19 protein-coding genes are annotated in these 17379 nt (G+C 63.6%); 13 read left to right on the top strand and 6 right to left on the bottom strand.

From position 1 onward, the window contains the following. Positions 1-31: 31 nt before the first annotated feature. Positions 32-1036 carry a transglycosylase SLT domain-containing protein gene (locus ACVW1B_RS18940; protein WP_253608055.1) on the top strand — a complete coding sequence of 335 codons (1005 nt, stop codon included), beginning with the start codon at positions 32-34 and terminating at the stop codon, positions 1034-1036. Positions 1037-1199: 163 nt separating this feature from the next. Continuing rightward, positions 1200-2381: a DUF2336 domain-containing protein gene (locus ACVW1B_RS18935; protein ID WP_456822019.1), complete on the top strand. Its 1182-nt coding sequence runs from the start codon at positions 1200-1202 to the stop codon at positions 2379-2381. A gap of 69 nt (positions 2382-2450) precedes the next feature. Here the strand turns inward: ACVW1B_RS18935 and ACVW1B_RS18930 are convergent, their stop codons facing one another. The 3 genes from ACVW1B_RS18930 to ACVW1B_RS18920 form a co-directional block, all read right to left on the bottom strand. Next, a complete protein-coding gene (locus ACVW1B_RS18930) occupies positions 2451-3029 on the bottom strand; it encodes an Hpt domain-containing protein (protein ID WP_253608057.1) in 579 nt (192 codons plus the stop codon). Between the two features lie 9 nt (positions 3030-3038). Beyond that, complete coding sequence (locus ACVW1B_RS18925) at positions 3039-3584, bottom strand: response regulator (RefSeq protein ID WP_456822018.1); 546 nt, start codon at positions 3582-3584, stop codon at positions 3039-3041. Between the two features lie 105 nt (positions 3585-3689). Continuing rightward, positions 3690-4469, bottom strand: coding sequence for an NAD kinase (locus tag ACVW1B_RS18920; protein ID WP_253608058.1), 780 nt, complete (start codon positions 4467-4469; stop codon positions 3690-3692). A 163-nt stretch (positions 4470-4632) separates the two neighbouring features. On the opposite strand from ACVW1B_RS18920, the gene ACVW1B_RS18915 reads away from it, so the two are divergent. Together ACVW1B_RS18915 and ACVW1B_RS18910 are read left to right on the top strand one after the other, a co-directional pair. Next, entirely contained in the window at positions 4633-6234 is a 1602-nt protein-coding gene (locus tag ACVW1B_RS18915; protein WP_253608059.1) for a S10 family peptidase, read from the top strand. A gap of 12 nt (positions 6235-6246) precedes the next feature. Further along, positions 6247-6633, top strand: a complete 387-nt coding sequence (locus ACVW1B_RS18910) for a hypothetical protein (protein WP_456822017.1) — start codon at positions 6247-6249, stop codon at positions 6631-6633. 19 nt (positions 6634-6652) lie between these two features. Here the strand turns inward: ACVW1B_RS18910 and ACVW1B_RS18905 are convergent, their stop codons facing one another. Further along, the gene (locus ACVW1B_RS18905; protein ID WP_026192934.1) at positions 6653-7549 is read right to left on the bottom strand and encodes a DUF2189 domain-containing protein; all 897 of its coding nucleotides are present in this window, start codon (positions 7547-7549) and stop codon (positions 6653-6655) included. Between the two features lie 546 nt (positions 7550-8095). Between ACVW1B_RS18905 and ACVW1B_RS18900 the strand changes: the two genes are divergently transcribed. The 8 genes from ACVW1B_RS18900 to ACVW1B_RS18865 all read left to right on the top strand — a co-directional run bounded on the left by ACVW1B_RS18900 (position 8096) and on the right by ACVW1B_RS18865 (position 14896). Beyond that, on the top strand, positions 8096-8929 hold the full coding sequence (locus ACVW1B_RS18900; protein ID WP_076831602.1) for a cytochrome c oxidase subunit II: 834 nt from the start codon (positions 8096-8098) through the stop codon (positions 8927-8929). An 83-nt stretch (positions 8930-9012) separates the two neighbouring features. After that, positions 9013-10788, top strand: a complete 1776-nt coding sequence (ctaD, locus tag ACVW1B_RS18895; protein ID WP_229159874.1) for a cytochrome c oxidase subunit I — start codon at positions 9013-9015, stop codon at positions 10786-10788. Continuing rightward, positions 10785-11489, top strand: coding sequence for a cytochrome c oxidase subunit 3 (locus ACVW1B_RS18890; protein WP_456822016.1), 705 nt, complete (start codon positions 10785-10787; stop codon positions 11487-11489). The genes ctaD and ACVW1B_RS18890 overlap by 4 nt, the downstream gene beginning before the upstream one ends. Positions 11490-11503: 14 nt before the next feature. Next, positions 11504-12226, top strand: coding sequence for a heme-copper oxidase subunit III family protein (locus ACVW1B_RS18885; protein WP_057019651.1), 723 nt, complete (start codon positions 11504-11506; stop codon positions 12224-12226). Between the two features lie 8 nt (positions 12227-12234). Further along, positions 12235-12642 (top strand): cytochrome C oxidase subunit IV family protein, encoded by a 408-nt coding sequence (locus ACVW1B_RS18880; RefSeq protein ID WP_050384760.1) that lies wholly within the window; start codon positions 12235-12237, stop codon positions 12640-12642. Positions 12643-12782: 140 nt separating this feature from the next. Then, positions 12783-13691 (top strand): heme o synthase, encoded by a 909-nt coding sequence (locus ACVW1B_RS18875; RefSeq protein WP_253608061.1) that lies wholly within the window; start codon positions 12783-12785, stop codon positions 13689-13691. A 452-nt stretch (positions 13692-14143) separates the two neighbouring features. Next, positions 14144-14308: a hypothetical protein gene (locus ACVW1B_RS18870; protein ID WP_168856726.1), complete on the top strand. Its 165-nt coding sequence runs from the start codon at positions 14144-14146 to the stop codon at positions 14306-14308. A gap of 150 nt (positions 14309-14458) precedes the next feature. Further along, entirely contained in the window at positions 14459-14896 is a 438-nt protein-coding gene (locus ACVW1B_RS18865) for a DUF5658 family protein (protein ID WP_057019648.1), read from the top strand. 78 nt (positions 14897-14974) lie between these two features. Here the strand turns inward: ACVW1B_RS18865 and ACVW1B_RS18860 are convergent, their stop codons facing one another. Together ACVW1B_RS18860 and ACVW1B_RS18855 are read right to left on the bottom strand one after the other, a co-directional pair. After that, positions 14975-15481: a hypothetical protein gene (locus tag ACVW1B_RS18860; RefSeq protein ID WP_225160228.1), complete on the bottom strand. Its 507-nt coding sequence runs from the start codon at positions 15479-15481 to the stop codon at positions 14975-14977. Between the two features lie 371 nt (positions 15482-15852). Next, positions 15853-16734 carry a LysR substrate-binding domain-containing protein gene (locus ACVW1B_RS18855; protein WP_253608062.1) on the bottom strand — a complete coding sequence of 294 codons (882 nt, stop codon included), beginning with the start codon at positions 16732-16734 and terminating at the stop codon, positions 15853-15855. Positions 16735-16915: 181 nt separating this feature from the next. On the opposite strand from ACVW1B_RS18855, the gene ACVW1B_RS18850 reads away from it, so the two are divergent. Then, positions 16916-17377, top strand: a complete 462-nt coding sequence (locus ACVW1B_RS18850) for a (2Fe-2S)-binding protein (RefSeq protein WP_057019645.1) — start codon at positions 16916-16918, stop codon at positions 17375-17377. Positions 17378-17379 lie beyond the last annotated feature (2 nt).

Below are 17379 nucleotides of genomic sequence, written 5' to 3'. Positions count from 1 at the left end.
ATTGCCGGCGCCCGGCAAGGCACCCGGACAGATGGCGGTCGACCTCTTCAATGCGACGGCTTCGGCAGGTGTCGATTCCTCGCGCCTGAAGGTCGCAAGCTCGATCAAGCAGGCGGCCGCGACCACCGGCACGAGCTTCGAATATCTGCTCACGACCGCGAAGATGGAATCCAATTTCAACCCGCGGGCCGGCGCCACGACCTCGTCGGCGCATGGACTTTATCAATTCATCGACCAGACCTGGCTCGGCACCGTCAAGGAGGCTGGAAGCCAGCTCGGTTATGGCCAGTATGCCGACGCCATCAGCAGGAATTCCGACGGCAGCTATTCGGTCAGCGATCCCTCGGCGCGCGCCGCGGTCATGAAGCTGCGCGACGATCCGGACGCGGCGTCCTCGATGGCGGCGGTGCTGACGCAGTCCAACAGCTTCAAGCTTACCGGCAAGCTCGGCCGCCGTCCGGCCGATGCCGAACTCTACATGGCCCACTTCATGGGCGTCGGCGGCGCCGGCAAGCTGATCTCGAGCGCCGAGGACAGCCCGAGCGCCAATGCGGCCACGATGTTCCCGAAGGCGGCGGCCGCCAACCAGTCGATCTTCTACGACAAGTCGGGCAGCGCACGCAGCGTCAGCCAGGTCTATTCGGTGCTGACCACGCGCTACGCGGCGGCCGCGAACTCCAAGGACACGCGCACCGCCTTCGCGGCGGCGGGTGGCGACACCATGTCGCCTTACGCGATCGCAAGCGCCGCGCCGACGACAGCGCTGACCATGGATACCGCATCCTATCTCTCGACCTTCCCGGACTCCCGGTCGGCCGCGCCCGTCGCTGCGACCTCGGCTGTGGCATCGGCACAGCCGGCGCCGACCTTCCGCTCGCTCTACCAGGCCGGCGACCGCTCGGAGCCGATCTCGCCGGCGGTGCAGGAGCTGTGGGGCAATTCCGCCTCGCTGACGTCATCGGCGACGCCGAAGGTCCGCGCGCCCGGACGGCTCGACCTGTTCAGCGATCCGAGCGGCACCTACAGCAACGGCTAGCGCTGTCTTGCTGCGCGCGCGAAGCCGCGCGCCGTTGCGGCTTTAACGAAACGTCAATAATCCCAAACGTTTATGGTGAACCCTTTGTTAAGCGTCATGGTTTATTTTTCCTTGCAGTGGCGTCGTATGTCGATGCCGTTTCGTTGCGTAAGCCGGAAGGACCATGATCGTTCGGCAGTTTATTAGTTGGATTAGGACCGCTCCAGCAGGTGAGCGAGCAGAGGCAACACGGGCGTTGGCCCGGGCCTGGCTCATCTCGGATCTCACCGAGGACGACCGCATCGCAGCCGAAGGCGCGCTGCTGATGCTGCTCGACGACCCGTCGCCGCTGGTACGGCAGGCGATGGCCGAGGTGTTCGCGCGCAGCGTGGACGCGCCTGCCGCAATCGTGCAGGCGCTGTCGGCCGACCAGCCGGCGATCGCGCTGCCGGTGCTGGAGCATTCACCGCTCTTGATCGATGCCGACCTCGTCGACATCGTTGCCACCGGTTCCGACGAGATGCAGTGCGCGATCGCGCGCCGCACCAATCTGCCGGCCTCCGTCGGCGCCGCGATTGCCGAGGTCGGCTCGGCGGCGGCCGCGCTCGAGCTGATCGAGAATCCTTGCGCCGGCCTCGCGCCGTTCTCCTGGGATCGCATCGTCGAACGCCACGGCCATCTCGCCGCCATCAGGGAATCGATGCTACAGCTGGAGGACCTGCCGTCGGCAACGCGGCTGGCGCTGGTCGCAAAGCTCTCCGACACGCTGGCGCAGTTCGTCGTCGCGCGAAACTGGCTCGGCGCCGATCGGGCCGACCGCATCGCCGGCGAGGCCAGGGAACGCTCGACGGTGAACATCGCCGCGCGCGCCTTCGGCGACGACATGCAGAACCTGATCACGCATCTGCGCGCCACCGGGCAATTGACCGCCGGGCTGATCCTGCGCGCGCTGCTGTCGGGCAATCTCGATCTGTTCGGGGCGGCGCTCGCCGAACTGTCCGGACTGCCCTATGGCCGCGTCACCGCGCTGTTGAACGACCGCGGCGGCAACGGCCTGCAGGCGCTGCTGCGCCGCGCCGGCCTGCCGGAATCCACCTACGCCGCGTTCCGCGTCGCGCTCGAGGCCAGCCACGAGGTCGGCTATGTCGACAGCGGTGACGGCGCGGCGCGGCTGCATCGCAGCATGGTGGAGCGGGTGCTGACGCATTGCGAGACCGATCATTCGGCGGCCGAGCCGCTCCTGGTCCTGCTGCGCCGCTTCGCGACCGAATCGGCCCGCGAGGACGCACGGATGTTCTGCGAGGAGCTCGCCGCGGAAGACGCGATCGCGGTGCTGCCCTACGACGACGATCTCATCGCGGCCTGAGGGCCGCGTTTCCTTCCCATCGATGGATGCTTGAGTGGGCTGTCGCAACGCGAGCAGCCGGCCGCGCGGCTATTCGCCGGGCACGATGCTCGGCGCGAGGATCGCCTCGAGGTGCTCGGGACGGTCGCGGTTGGCGTGGGTCAGGAATTCGTCGGCGATGCCGCGGAGCTGCTTGCTCAGCACGCCGGCGACGACCGCGGTGTCGAGCTTGGTGCGGTTGCGCACGATCGCCTGCACGGCGTTGATGTGGTGCGCAATCAGCTGCGGCGGCACGGCGCCGAGATCCGGCGCGTGCTCGATGATGCGGCACAGGCTCTCCGCGGCTGCGGCCGCCGACGGATAGCCGAATGTCGCGGCATCACCCTTGATGTCATGCGCGGCGCGGAACAGCTCCTCGCGCGTCTTGTCGCTGAAGCCCTCGCGCAGCACGGTGGCGTGTGCGGCGGAGAGGCGGTCGGCCTCGATCGTCATCCACTCCTTGAACTCGCCCGACAGCCCGGCGAGCGCCTTTTCGGCGCGGCCGACAGGATCGTCGAGATCGCTCTCGGGGACGCGCAGCAGCATCTTGCGCAGCGGATTGGGCTGCGTGATGACGTGGTGCGTGCTGAAACTCTTGACCTCGATCGTCCCGGGTTTGTCTTTCGCCATGGCGATGTCCTAGATGGCCGAGCGCGCCTTTTCGAGCAGCGACGGTTGTTGCAGCACCTCGACCTCGCCGCTGCCGCGGCGTTCGGGGCCGATATAGGTGTTGGTGGTGTTCCGGCGGCGGTCAGGGCCGAAATAGGTCTTGGTCTTGATGAACGGGCGCGGGTTGGCGACCACGTTCATGATGCGCTGGTAGAGGCCCTTGGCCGAGATCGGCTTGGCCAAGAATTCGGTGACGCCGGCATCGCGCGCCACGGTGACACGGCGCTTCTCGGAATGCCCGGTCAGCATGATGATCGGCGCGTAGGGGTTGCCCTTGGATTCCGGCTGCCGGATCATCTGCGCAAGCTCGAGCCCGTCGAAGATCGGCATCGACCAGTCGGTGATGACGATGTCGGGCACGTAGTGCGTATTCATCTCGAGCGCGGTGGCGCCGTCCTCGGCCTCATACACCTCGCGCGCGCCGAACGAATGCAGCAGCGTCCGCAGGATGCGGCGCATGTGCGGATTGTCGTCGCAAATCAAAAATCGCAGCTTGTTGAAATCGATGCGATACATGGTCCGGCCCTGATAGGGCATACCGGGCCAATGCGGTATTACCCGACGTTAACCATATCCCGCCCGGGGTTAATGATTGGTTGCCGGGCAAGGAGGCAGACGCCGTCAGTAGCCGAACTGCTCGCGCAGGATGCGTTCTTCCAGCGAGTGGCCGGGGTCGAACAGCATCCGCATCGCGATCGTCTTGTCGGACAACACCTCGACCCGGCGGACGTCGCGGACCTCGTCATGATCGGCGACCGCGGCGACCGGGCGCTTCTCGCCCTCGATCACCTCGATCACCACGAAGGCGGAATTCGGCAGCAGCGCGCCGCGCCAGCGCCGCGGCCGGAACGCGCTGATCGGGGTCAGCGCCAACAGCGCCGCGTTGATCGGCAGGATCGGCCCCTGGGCGGAGAGGTTGTAGGCGGTCGATCCGGCCGGCGTCGCCACCAGGATGCCGTCGGCCATCAGCTCGGGCATCCGCTCGTGCTCGTCGATCAGGATGCGCAGCTTGGCGACCTGGTAGGTCTGCCGGAACAGCGCGACCTCGTTGATGGCGTGATGCAGATGCACGGCGCCGTGGATGTCGGTCGCGCGCATCAACAGCGGATTGATCAGCGACTCCCGCGCGGCGGCAAGCCGGGCGCGCAGATCATGCGTCGAATATTCGTTCATCAGGAAGCCGACCGTGCCGCGGTGCATGCCGTAGATCGGCTTGCCGCTGCGCATGTTGGCGTGCAGCGTCTGCAGCATCAAACCGTCGCCGCCGAGCGCGACCACGACGTCGGCATCCGCGGGTAGATGGTTGCCGTACATTTCCGTCAGCTGCTCGAGCGCCGACTGCGCTTCCACGCTCGCGCTGGCGACGAAGGCGATCTTGTCATACCGCTTGGAGCTGGCCATTCGCTCACGAACTCGTTTGGCACGGAACACGCCGCGCTCGTCTATACATCCCGGGCGGCCTTGTCGAGATGGTCCGGGAACGGACCGCATGCCACGCCGGCGCCGCCAAACTAGCGCAGTTTGCTGCTCGATTGCGTAAATCGGGGCGCAGGGAGTGAACGATATGGCTAACAGTCTTGCGACACGGCTCGCCGCGGCGTTGCTGGTGGCCTGCCTTGCGACCGCGGCGCGAGCCGACGATGACGTCCCGCAGCCATCGCCGTCGCCGAGCGCGCAGGCCCCAAGCGGCCAGAACCCAGGTGGTCAGAACCCGAGCGGCCAGAAGGGGCGGGCAGGGCGCGGCAGCGAGGCCGGCTCCGGCGCCAACGCTGCGGCCAGCGGCTCGACCGCCGAGCAGCACCGCCTGCCGCCGGACTCCACGACCAAGCAATCGGTCGCGCTGCCTACCCGCACGCTGAACTTCAGCGCGACCGCGGGCTCGATCCGCGTGTTCGACGACAAGGGCGAGCCGCTCGCCGACATCGCTTATACATCCTACCAACTCGACGGCGCCGAGAAGGCGAACCGGCCGGTGACCTTCCTGTTCAACGGCGGTCCGGGCTCCGCGTCGGCTTGGCTGCAATTGGGCAATGTCGGGCCATGGCGGCTGCCGTTCGACGGCGCGGTGTCCTCGGCCGCGCCCGAGCTGCAGGCCAATGCCGACACCTGGCTCGATTTCACCGATCTCGTCTTCATCGACCCGGTCGGCACCGGCTACAGTCGCTTTGTCACGACGTCGGAGGAGGCGCGCAAGCGTTTCTTCACCGTCGACGGCGACGCCAATTCGGTCGCGCTGGTGATCCGCCGCTGGCTGGAGAAATACGACCGGCTGACCTCGCCGAAATATCTCGTCGGCGAAAGCTATGGCGGCATTCGCGGGCCCAAGGTGGTGCGCAATCTGCAAATGCAGCAGGGCGTCGGCGTCCGCGGCCTGGTGCTGATCTCGCCGGTGCTCGATTTCCGCGAATATACCGGCTCCAGCCTCCTGCAATATGTCGCAAGCCTGCCGACCATGGCGGCGGTGGCGCGACAGGCAAAGGGCCCGGTGACGCGCGAGGATCTCGCCGACGTCGAGAGCTACGCGCGCGGCGATTTCCTGCTCGACCTCGTCAAGGGGCAGGCCGACACCGAGGCCACCACGCGGCTCGCCGACAAGGTCGCAAGCCTGACCGGGATCGATCAGGTGGTGAGCCGCAGGCTGGCCGGCCGCTTCGACATCGGCGAATTCCGCCGCGAGTTCGATCGCAAGAGCGGCAAGGTGACCGGCCGCTACGACGCCTCCATCGAGGGCTTCGATCCCTATCCGGATTCCAGCTATTTCCGCTTCAACGATCCGTCCGGCGATCCGCTGATGGCGCCTTTGACCAGCGCCGCCGTCGACCTCACCACGCGCAAGCTGAACTGGCGGCCGGACGGCTCCTATCATCTGCTCAGCGAAAGCGTGAACAAGGCCTGGGAGTTCGGTCACGGCATCAGTCCGGCGGAGTCGGTGACGCAGCTTCGCCAGGCGCTGGCGCTCGACCCCAACCTGAAACTCCTGGTCGGCCACGGCCTGTTCGATCTCGCCACGCCGTACTTCGCCTCGAAGATCATCCTCGATCAGTTGCCGGCCTTCGCGGGCCCGAGCCGCACCAGGCTCGCGGTCTATCCCGGCGGCCACATGTTCTACTCCCGCGACGGCTCGCGCCAGGCGTTCCGCAAGGAGGTCGAGGCGCTGATGAGGTAAGGGGATGTGGCGGTGTGGATTGCGCCGTCGCTGCAAATACGGTCGTCGTCCTGGCGAAAGCCAGGACCTATAACCACCAAATTCGATTGTGAACGGGATCGCGGCCCCGGCGTCGCGCAACAAATTCCGCTTGGGGTAATGGGTCCTGGCTTTCGCCAGGACGACATCGATAGTGTGACACGGCCGACATCCACCTTCGTCGTCCCGGCGAAAGTCCGCAGCGGAAGTTGGGAGCGGACCTCGTCGTTCCAACATCGCGCAATGGTTCGCGGAATGTCGGGGTTCGTCGCCGGCCAGGCCGCGGCGCGGCGCGACAATAAATTACGTCCGCTTGCCGCGGGAGCGATCAAGCTCGCGCCGGTTCTTGTTTTGACGCGTTTTCTTCACGCGAACCGGTAGCCGCTTCGCGCGAAAACGCTTAGCGCTCACGGCTCCACGGGAAGAGGGAGGCCGGGAAATCGGCCGCGTAGCGGTGACCGATCGGCGGGCGGGGCTCTTCTTGCGGGGGATTCCGGTCAGGCTCGACCACCTTCCTGTAAAGATGCCAGGTCGCATGACCAAGCACCGGCAGAACGACGCAGAGACCGACGAAGAATGGCAGTGAGCCCACGGCCAGCAATACCGCAACGATCAATCCCCACGCGGCCATCTCAATTGGATTCATCATCACGGCCCGTATCGAGGTGCGGATCGCATCGATCGCGGTCGCATGACGGTCGAGCATCAGTGGAAAGGAGACGACGCTGACGCATAGGGCAACCAAGGCGAAAAGGAAGCCGACGCCGCATCCGACGATGATGAGCGACCAGCCTTCGGGCGTCGTCAACACACGCTTTGCGAAATCAGGGATGCTCGCAGCCGGCGCATAACCGAACGTCATGATGTAGATCGCGTCCGCGGTGGCGATCCAGACCCCGAACAGAACGAACAGAAGAACGCCAAGTTCGAACATGGCGCCGAACGACGGCGCGCGCAGCACCTGCATCGCATCCCAGGCTCCTGGCTCCTCTCCGCGTTCGCGCCGTCGGCTCAGTTCGTAGAGGCCGAGGCCGGCGAAAGGACCGATCAGGGCGAAGCCGGCGGCGAGCGGAAACAGCAGCGGCAGCACCGAATAGCCAAGCACAAGTCTGAACAGGACAAGTCCGAGCACGGGATACATCACGCACAGGACGATTGCGTGGGTCGGGATGGCCTTGAAGTCTTCCCAGCCGAGGCGCAACGCGTCGCCCAGGTCGGAAAGGCTGATCTTGCGAACGACGAAGGCGGTAGAGACGCCAAACAATTGCAGCTTGGGTCGTGCGAACACCGTGGTCATGGTTCCGGTCTCCTTGCTTGTGGCCGCAGGGGAACGGAGCGCCATCAACACACGCACATCCGCCTCATGCGCGAAAATCGCGACTGAGTCCGGCAAATCAGATTCAACCAGAAGGAGCTTGCCGGACGACGCCTGTCGCAACCGGTCAAGTAAAACTAGTCCGATGCGCGGCAGAAGCAAGGTGGCGAATGCGGTCGGGAGAATTGTGCAGATGCACAAACGAGGTCTTGCGATGCACCATGCGATTGGGGAGGGCCGATCAGTGTTCGCGGCATCCAATGCATTCCCGCCAACACGCGCCGGACAGCGGTGGGCATTACTCCTCTATTGACGTCTGGCTCGATGGGTACCATGTTGATGCTTGACGCCCCCAGCTCCGATGAGGTTGCGGCCGTGACGTTGAGTTTTTGTCATGTCCCAGCATCGCGACCGGCAGAATGGGCGAGGCAAAAGCCACGGTGATGGTGAACGTGAGACCATCCCTCTGACGTGAGCTCCGCCCTTTCGTTCGTCTCCGCAGCCTTCAATGGCAAGGAGGAATGAGGGATGGCTGTAGCGATTTTACTGCTCCTGGTTGCCGTCGCCTCGGTGCTGTTCCACCTCTACAGCCCCTGGTGGTGGACCCCGATTGCCTCGAACTGGAGCTATATCGACCACACGATCAACCTGACATTCTGGATCACCGGAGCGGTGTTCTGCGCGGTGATCGTGTTCATGGCCTATTGCGTCCTGCGCTTTCACCACACCGAGGGACGGCGCGCCCACTACAATCCCGAGAACAAGAAGCTCGAATGGTGGCTCAGCATCGGCACCGCGATCGGCGTCGTCGCCATGCTGGCGCCGGGCCTCATCGTCTGGCACCAGTTCGTCACCGTTCCCGCCGACGCGACCGACGTTGAGGTCGTTGGACAACAGTGGATGTGGAGTTATCGGCTTCCGGGAAAGGACGGCCGGCTCGGCACGTCAGATGCGCGCCTGATCAGCTCCGACAATCCACTCGGGTTGAATCCCAATGATCCGAACGGGCAGGACGACATCGTCGTGCAAAACGAGGATCTGCATCTGCCGGTCGGGAAGCCGGTGAAGGTGCTGCTCCGCTCGATCGACGTCCTGCATGATTTCTACGTGCCCGAGTTCCGGGCGAAGATGGATATGATCCCTGGCTCGGTGACCTACTACTGGCTCACGCCGACCCGGACCGGAACCTTCGACGTCCTCTGCGCGGAGCTTTGCGGTGCCGCGCACGCACAGATGCGCAGCAAGGTCGTCGTGGAAGAAGAGAAGGAATATCACGCGTGGCTGGACAAGCAGCACACGTTCGCCGCCTTGTCCGGCCAGCGCAACGTCGCGAAGGCCGCGTACAAGACTGGCAGCGAATGAACATGCCGACGAGGATCGGCCGGATGTTCGGCCGGATATGAAGTGAACTCGTCGCTGAGCGGAAGACCAAGGAGGGTATTCCGATGGTCGATATCCCGTTTGATGAGGTCGCAGGCATCCCGCCCGCCGAAGTAGGTGAGGTCGAGCTCTATCATCCGCACAGCTGGTGGACGAGGTACGTCTTTTCGCAAGACGCCAAGGTGATCGCCGTCCAGTACTCGATCACGGCGATGTCGATCGGAATGGTTGCGCTGGTGCTGTCGTGGATGATGCGGCTGCAACTGGGATTTCCCGGCACATTCTCCTTCATCGACGCCAACCAGTACCTTCAGTTCATCACCATGCACGGCATGATCATGGTGATCTACCTGCTCACGGCGTTGTTCCTCGGCGGCTTCGGCAACTACCTCATCCCGCTGATGGTCGGCGCGCGGGACATGGTCTTCCCCTACGTGAACATGCTGAGCTATTGGGTCTACCTGCTCGCGGTGCTGGTGCTGGCCGCGACGTTCTTCGTGCCGGGCGGGCCGACCGGCGCCGGTTGGACGCTTTATCCACCCCAGGCGATTCTCTCCGGTACCCCCGGGCAGGACTGGGGCATCGTTCTCATGCTGGCCTCGCTGATCCTGTTCATCATCGGCTTCACGATGGGCGGGCTCAATTACGTGGTAACAGTATTGCAGGCCCGCACACGCGGCATGACCTTGATGCGCATGCCCTTGACGGTGTGGGGCATCTTCACCGCGACCGTGATGGCCCTCCTGGCGTTCCCGGCGCTGTTCGTGGCCTCGGTGATGCTGCTGCTGGACCGCCTCCTTGGAACCAGCTTCTTCATGCCGACACTGGTCGAGATGGGCCAGCTGACCAAGTATGGCGGCGGCAGCCCGATCCTGTTCCAGCATTTGTTCTGGTTCTTCGGCCATCCCGAGGTCTACATCGTCGCGCTGCCGGCGTTCGGCATCATCTCGGATCTGATCAGTACGCACGCGCGCAAGAACATCTTCGGCTATCGCATGATGGTCTGGGCGATCGTGGCGATCGGGGCGCTGAGCTTCGTCGTGTGGGCGCACCACATGTATGTCAGCGGCATGCACCCGTATTTCGGGTTCTTCTTCGCCACCACGACGCTCATCATCGCGATCCCGACCGCGATCAAGGTCTACAACTGGGTGCTGACGCTTTGGCGCGGCGACATCCATCTCACGGTGCCGATGCTGTTTGCGCTCGGCTTCATCGTCACCTTCGTCAATGGCGGCCTGACGGGGCTGTTCCTCGGCAACGTTGTCGTCGACGTTCCACTGTCGGATACGATGTTCGTCGTCGCGCACTTCCACATGGTGATGGGGATTGCGCCGATCATGGCCGTGTTCGGCGGGATCTATCATTGGTATCCAAAGGTCACCGGGCGGATGCTCAATGACGCGCTCGGACGCTTCCACTTCTGGGTGACGTTCATCGGGGCCTATGCGGTGTTCTTCCCGATGCACTATCTCGGCCTGCTCGGGATGCCGCGCCGCTATCACGACATCGGCGAGACCTCGTTCGTCCCGGCCTCCGCCCATGACCTCAATGCGTTCATGAGCGTGGCGGCGCTGATTGTCGGCTTCGCCCAGCTCGTCTTCCTGTTCAATCTGGTCTGGAGCCTGTTCAAGGGGAGAGAGGCGGGCGGCAATCCCTGGGGTGCCACCTCGCTGGAATGGCAGACGCCGGAGACCCCGCCGGGGCACGGCAACTGGGGCAAGGAGCTCCCCGTCGTCTATCGCTGGGCCTATGATTACAGCGTGCCCGGTTCCGCGAGAGACTTCATCCCGCAGAATGAACCGCCGGCCAAGGTGCTGGCTCAGGGAGCCCATCCGTGAGTGCCATCGTCCTGTTCATTGCTACGATTGCAGCGATCGCGGGATGGTGGCTCTCGCAGCAACGGCTGGCCGCCAAGCCGTGGCTGGAGCAGGGCATTGCCGTGGATCTTCGCGGCGATCTCGGCTCTTCGGTGCCGGCGGCGAAAATCGGCCTCGGTGTCTTTCTCGCGGTGGTCGGCTCGCTGTTCGCGCTCCTGATCAGCGCCTACTCGATGCGCACCACCATGGTGGACTGGCGCGAGCTGCCGCTGCCGAGGCTGGTGTGGTTCAACACCGGCGTCCTCGTCATCAGCAGCGTGGCGCTGCAATGGGCGCTGATGGCCGCGCGCCGCGACGACCGTGAGGGCCTGATCGCGGGTCTGTTGGCCGGCGGTGCATCGGCCGTGATGTTCCTGATCGGGCAGCTCGTGGTGTGGCAGCAGCTCAACATCGCCGGCTATGTCATGGCGTCGAATCCGGCCAATTCCTTTTTCTATCTGATCACCGCGCTCCACGGGCTGCACGTGACCGGCGGCCTGGTGGCGCTCGGCAGGGCGACCGTAAAACTGTGGCGCGGCGCGCCGATGACGCAGATGCGCCTGAGCGTCGAGCTTTGTACCATCTACTGGCATTTCCTGTTGCTAGTGTGGCTGGTCCTGCTCGGTCTGCTGACGGGCTGGACCGAGAATTTCGTCGACATCTGTCGCCAGTTGCTCACCTAGCGAGGCAGGAAGCGATGACAGAAACCACACTCGCAACCCCCAAGGCGCTGCCCGGAACGATACCCGGATTGCGCGGCATCGCCGCCGACTGGGCCTCGGACCAGCGCGCGTTCAAGAACGTGTCCTGGGGGAAGGCCATGATGTGGATCTTCCTTCTGAGCGACACCTTCATCTTCAGCTGCTTCCTGCTGTCGTACATGACGGCGCGAATGTCGACGACCGTGCCGTGGCCCAACCCCAGCGAAGTATTCGCGCTCAATATCGGCGGTCAGCACATCCCGCTCATCCTGATCGCGATCATGACCTTCATCCTGATCAGCAGCAGCGGGACGATGGCGATGGCCGTCAACTTCGGTTACCGCCGGGATCGCGTCAAAACGGCCGCCTTGATGCTGGCCACCGCGGCATTCGGCGCGACGTTCGTCGGAATGCAGGCCTTCGAATGGACCAAGCTGATCATGGAGGGCGTGCGGCCCTGGGGCAACCCGTGGGGCGCACCGCAATTTGGCGCTTCCTTCTTCATGATCACCGGCTTCCACGGCACCCACGTGACCATCGGCGTGATCTTCCTGATCGCCATCGCGCGAAAGGTTTGGCGGGGAGACTTCGACGTCGAGCGGCGCGGCTTTTTCACGAGCCGCAAGGGCTACTACGAGATCGTCGAAATCATGGGCCTGTACTGGCATTTCGTCGATCTGGTCTGGGTGTTCATCTTTGCCTTCTTTTATCTCTGGTGAGGTCGCGCATGACAGAAGCAGCGGTACATGTGGAAGGGCAGGCAGCACAGCATGCGCTACACAGCTATGTGCATGGTGCGGTGGCATCGGGCGCCGCGCATGCAGAGGGCCAGCAGCACCCGATCAAGCTCTATCTCGTGGTCTGGGGATGGTTGTTCGTGCTCAGCACTTGCTCCTATCTCGTCGACTATTTTGGTATCCACGGCCACCTGCGATGGTCGCTGATCCTGCTGTTCATGGTGCTGAAGGCCGGCCTGATCGTCGCTGTATTCATGCACATGGCCTGGGAGCGGTTGGCGTTGGCCTACGCCATCCTGTTGCCGCCGGTGCTGGTGCTGGTTTTTGTCGGGATCATGATGTTCGAATCCGACTATACGCATCTGCTTCGGGTGATGTTCTTCGCGTCAGCAAGCTAAGAATGGGACGGCCATGACCGCGTGGGTCATGCTGGACAAGGCAAGGCGTCCTGAAGGCGGAGGACTCGCCAGATCGTCCGGAACCCTGCGATGCAGGCCTTTGGCCGATGGTTTTTTCGAACCGACGAGGAATTAGTCTCGTGCAAATCAATCGTTCAATTCTTCGCCGGAGCTATGCCAACATCGGAGACTACGTCGCACTGACGAAACCGCGCGTGATGTCGCTGGTCGTCTTTACCGCACTGGTCGGTCTCATGGTCGCACCAGGCGGCATCGATCCCTTCACCGGGTTCGCCGCTCTTCTTTGCATAGCCGCGGGAGCTGGCGCCGCAGCTGCGCTCAATATGTGGTACGACGCCGACATCGATGCGGTGATGGCGCGCACCGCCATCCGTCCAATTCCCAGCGGCCGCATATCGCGCCCGGAAGCATTGGTCTTCGGATTGATGCTCGGCACGTGCGCGGTCCTCGCCCTCGGCACCTTGCTGAACATGGCCGCTGCTGCGCTGCTTGCTTTCACAATCTTCTTCTACGTCGTCGTCTACACGATGTGGCTCAAACGCCGAACGCCGCAGAATATCGTTATTGGCGGTGCCGCCGGCGCGCTCCCTCCGGTGATTGGCTGGGCTGCGGTCACGGGACATGTTGGGCTCGAGCCGCTCATCCTGTTTCTGATCATCTTCCTCTGGACGCCACCCCACTTCTGGGCACTGTCGCTCAATCTTGCTGGAGAATACGCCCGTGCCGGTGTGCCGATGTTGCCGGTCGTGGCTGGCAAGACAGAAACAAAGCGCCAGATCCTTCTCTATTGCGTGCTTTTGGTTCCGATCTCACTGCTGCCTTGTGCGCTGGGGTTCGCGGGAGCCGTCTACGGCGCGGCCGCGGCGACGCTGGGAGCGATCATGATTTTTCTCGCATGGCAGTTGCGCCGGAGCGACGACAAGAAGAGGCGGCCTGCTCGTCGCTTGTTCGTGTTTTCGATGCTCTATCTGGTCCTGCTTTTTGGGGGGCTGCTGATGAATGCTGCACCCTACGCTCAGTCCCACTGACTGGACGCATTCGAATCGACAGCCGCGCTGGGCGTTATTCGGAAAAATCGAATATTGTTGCCGAGCGGGCTTGCGCCGCCGGGCAGCTCGGTGATTGAAGTTCGCAGGCACCCGCCAGGGACGGCCCTAGCGCTCGTCCCGCATATATGGACTTCGCTGGGAGACGAGCCTCAAGTCTTGATCTGCCGACATCGTCTGGAGCCCGTGCATATGTGGCCCGCTCGCCGGGTTGCCCAACAGGATCCAGGCGATGGCGCCCGTGGCCAGCATTCCGCCGCAAATAACCAAAAGGTCCCGCCTCATCGCGCGTCCTCCGTATGCGGCCATTTCCAAGCATAAATCAGGCCAATCCATTCGGACACGGACAGGTGCGGCGCACGGGATAGCGTTGGACAAGTAGGACAGGCTCGCCCTAAGCTTCGGCCGTTGCAGCAACCAGGCGCGGTTCAAGAATGGACTGGTCCTACTATCTCGGGGGCACTGCCATTGTCCTGCTCCTTCTTGCCTATCGGCTGCATGGCGGGCTGTTTAGGAAGAATTCACGGCGGGACGAGAAACTAAATCGACTGATTGATGAACGCATCGGACGCTTGGACCTGAAGCGCCGCAACGATTGAACCGCCCTGAAGCGGCACCTCGAGGCCAACGCAACGCCACTCTCCGGAATTATCCTCACGGCGACGGCAGAGCTACCTTGGTCTCCCGAGATGACCATCTCGGCAGATGATACTTTTTTGTGATTTGAAAAGAGATATTTGAGCAATCGAATGAAAGTCTGGGTCTATACCGACACAAGCAAGCCCGTTGGCGAGCCGGAGCATCTGAAGATTTTCGCGACCAATGACGCCGCGCAGTCGTGGTTCAAGCGAAACGTCCCGGGGGGCGCCGCATTTGCTTACGAGATTATTCTGGGGCCACGTTACCTCGCCAAGACGCTCCTCGTGCTGTCCGTCCTGCTTCTTGGCATCGCCGATCTCTACACCACCAACACGATCCTGAATCTCGGCCTCGGCGAGTTGAACCCGTTCATGCATGTCGCTCAGACATGGCTCGGCCCCTGGTGGCTTATCCCGAAGCTCGGTTTGACCTATTTCATGATGTGGCTGCTCTGGCGCAGCAACAACCCCTACAATATCGCGATCGTGGCGGCGTTTTGCTCCACGCCCGTACTCAACAATCTTCTGATCATAGCAAGCACGAAGTAGCGAGGAACACCAGTGGTGCCTCCGCCAGGGCAGGCGCGAGACATCACTGGCTTCGCATCGGCTCGCCCGCTGCGGCGATTACTGGCAGTAGTCCCAGAATCCTTGCGTGCGAGACGGATCGGTATAGTACCAGCACATGCCGGGCGCCGGCGCAGCACCGGCCCACGCCGCGGCCGTTGCCGCCGTCACGACCCCGATGGCTGCGCCGGCCGCGATTGCGCCGCCCCTTGGCCAGTAATACCGGCCCGGACGCGCCCATCCGCCGCCTCCCACCACCGTCCGGCCGCGAACCGCGACGTTGCCGCGCGGCCCGACGACTGCGGTGCGGCCGCGATAGGCGCCACCGCGCGGCCCAACGGCTGCGCCGCCACGGTGAACGACGGCACCTCCGCGCGGACCGACCGCTGCGCCGCCACGGCGACCGGCCGCGCGGACTGCAACGACGTCGGATGATTGCGCGGCGTGATTACCGATCGGCATCGCGCCGAGCAGCGTTGCAGACGCCGATTCAACCGGCATCGCCGCAATGATCGAGGCGGTGAGGATGGACGCTGCAAGCCTCGTTGTACGCATCAAGTCAAGCATCGATGTATCTCCTGTTGAATTCGGTTACGTCCACCGATCGATCCGGTGGGCGCGGCACTGTCCTCCGTCGATCAATCCGCTGCTGCACTCGATGCCGTCCGAGCTCGAAAAGACGAGACTGCCCGAGAGATGACCGCTGGACATCTGGGTCGCGTCAAGGCCCGCGCCGCGAACGGCGTCGCTCAGATCTTCAATTCTCGAGATGGGAAGGCGCGTCCAAACCTCGGCAGGCAGCATGTCGCGCCTCACTTGAACGGAAGCCGCCCGGCATCGGCGCGACGGCCTCATTGCACGTTCTCATCCTACGCGCTCCGTCGCGACGTTACAACCTTGGCCAGTCGCGTTGAGCGGTTTGGCCGCGGCGATCTGTCTCAGCCGTAGGTCTCCACGATGAAGTCGATCAGCGCGCGCAGCTTCGGCGTCATCTTGCGATGCTTCGGCCACAAGATCTGGCGCGCGCGGCTCTGCGTCGCGTAGTCCGGCAGCAGGACCTGCAGCCGTCCCGCGGCGATATCCTCGGCCAGCAGCTCGTCGCGCATCAGCACGATGCCGGCGCCCGCCAGCGCCGCGTAACGGATGCCGAACGCGCTGTTGATGAAGAGGCGGCTCGCGACATCGACATGCACTTCGCCCTCCGGCCCGGAGAAGGTCCATCGTTGCCCGTCCGACCAGCCGGGGTAGCGTAGGCATTCATGGCGGGCGAGATCTGCCGGATGGGTCGGCGTGCCGCGTTCGGCGAGATAGCTCGGCGCTGCGCAAACCACGCCGGTATAGGGCGACAGCGAGCGCGACATCATGGTGGAGTCGGTCAGCGTGCCGACCCGGATCGCCGCATCCAGCCCTTCCTCGAGCAGATCGACCATCCTGTCGCTGAGGATGAGGTCGACCGAGACTTCCGGATATTTCTTCATGAAGCGGACCAGTGCAGGCGCCAGGCTGTACGACCCGAAGGCGACCGAGGTCGCGATGCGGAGCTTGCCGCGCGGCGCGCTCAGGGCCTCCTCGACCAGCGCATCGCCGGCCTCGGCCTGTTCAAGCAATTGCTTGCAGTGATCGAGATAGCTGCGGCCGAGCTCGGTGAGGCCCTGCCGCCGGGTCGACCGGTTGATCAATTGCGAGCCGAGCCGGTCCTCGAGAAAGCGGATATGCTTGCCGATCATGGTCGGCGACATCCGCAACTCCTTGGCCGCCGCGGTGAAGGAGCCGAGATCGGCGACGCGGGCAAACACGGACATGCTGGTCAGTCGATCCATGATTATAAACCAATGGTTATTTCACTGCGCATCAAGGCGCTACTTATGGGGTGCTGGAACTATATTTATTACTATAAGTGAGCAATCGGCGCGATGATGCGTCCGATTGCTTCGAAATGCTGCCGATTTCGCCCGGAGGGACGCAATCTCGCCGGAGCCTGAACCAGACAGGAGTGTCACGATGCCCTTCCAGATCACGATCAATGGGACCAGTCATTCGGTCGATGCCGATGGCGACACGCCGCTGCTCTGGGTGCTGCGCGACGTGCTCGGCATGACCGGCACCAAGTTCGGCTGCGGCATGGCGCTGTGCGGCGCCTGCACGGTGCATCTCGACGACACGGCGGTGCGCTCCTGCATCACGACCATCGACAGCATCGGCGACTCCAGGATCACGACCATCGAGGCGGTCGGCATGACGCCGGCGGGCAAGAAGATCCAGGACGCCTGGCTCGCGCATGAGGTGCCGCAATGCGGTTACTGCCAGTCGGGGCAGATCATGTCGGCCTCCGCGCTGCTCGCGGGCAAGCCGAAGCCGACCGATGCCGATATCGATGAAGCGATGTCGGGCAATATCTGCCGCTGCGGCACCTATGTGCGCATTCGCGAAGCCATCAAGCAAGCCGCGCAGTCGGGAGGTTGAGC

It is taken from the genome of Bradyrhizobium sp. USDA 4502 (assembly GCF_054063355.1).
This window is presented reverse-complemented; position numbering and strand designations above follow the sequence as displayed.

Excerpts from the sequence above, each read along its gene's own strand:
- ctaD (WP_229159874.1), top strand. The coding sequence starts at position 9,013 with ATGGTCGATATCCCGTTTGATGAGGTCGCAGGCATCCCGCCCGCCGAA.
- ACVW1B_RS18920 (WP_253608058.1), bottom strand. The coding sequence starts at position 4,469 with ATGGCCAGCTCCAAGCGGTATGACAAGATCGCCTTCGTCGCCAGCGCG.
- ACVW1B_RS18935 (WP_456822019.1), top strand. The coding sequence starts at position 1,200 with ATGATCGTTCGGCAGTTTATTAGTTGGATTAGGACCGCTCCAGCAGGT.
- ACVW1B_RS18860 (WP_225160228.1), bottom strand. The coding sequence starts at position 15,481 with ATGCTTGACTTGATGCGTACAACGAGGCTTGCAGCGTCCATCCTCACC.
- ACVW1B_RS18870 (WP_168856726.1), top strand. The coding sequence starts at position 14,144 with ATGGACTGGTCCTACTATCTCGGGGGCACTGCCATTGTCCTGCTCCTT.
- ACVW1B_RS18855 (WP_253608062.1), bottom strand. The coding sequence starts at position 16,734 with ATGGATCGACTGACCAGCATGTCCGTGTTTGCCCGCGTCGCCGATCTC.
- ACVW1B_RS18915 (WP_253608059.1), top strand. The coding sequence starts at position 4,633 with ATGGCTAACAGTCTTGCGACACGGCTCGCCGCGGCGTTGCTGGTGGCC.
- ACVW1B_RS18850 (WP_057019645.1), top strand. The coding sequence starts at position 16,916 with ATGCCCTTCCAGATCACGATCAATGGGACCAGTCATTCGGTCGATGCC.
- ACVW1B_RS18930 (WP_253608057.1), bottom strand. The coding sequence starts at position 3,029 with ATGGCGAAAGACAAACCCGGGACGATCGAGGTCAAGAGTTTCAGCACG.
- ACVW1B_RS18885 (WP_057019651.1), top strand. The coding sequence starts at position 11,504 with ATGACAGAAACCACACTCGCAACCCCCAAGGCGCTGCCCGGAACGATA.
- ACVW1B_RS18880 (WP_050384760.1), top strand. The coding sequence starts at position 12,235 with ATGACAGAAGCAGCGGTACATGTGGAAGGGCAGGCAGCACAGCATGCG.
- ACVW1B_RS18940 (WP_253608055.1), top strand. The coding sequence starts at position 32 with ATGGCGGTCGACCTCTTCAATGCGACGGCTTCGGCAGGTGTCGATTCC.
- ACVW1B_RS18900 (WP_076831602.1), top strand. The coding sequence starts at position 8,096 with ATGGCTGTAGCGATTTTACTGCTCCTGGTTGCCGTCGCCTCGGTGCTG.
- ACVW1B_RS18925 (WP_456822018.1), bottom strand. The coding sequence starts at position 3,584 with ATGTATCGCATCGATTTCAACAAGCTGCGATTTTTGATTTGCGACGAC.
- ACVW1B_RS18865 (WP_057019648.1), top strand. The coding sequence starts at position 14,459 with ATGAAAGTCTGGGTCTATACCGACACAAGCAAGCCCGTTGGCGAGCCG.
- ACVW1B_RS18905 (WP_026192934.1), bottom strand. The coding sequence starts at position 7,549 with ATGACCACGGTGTTCGCACGACCCAAGCTGCAATTGTTTGGCGTCTCT.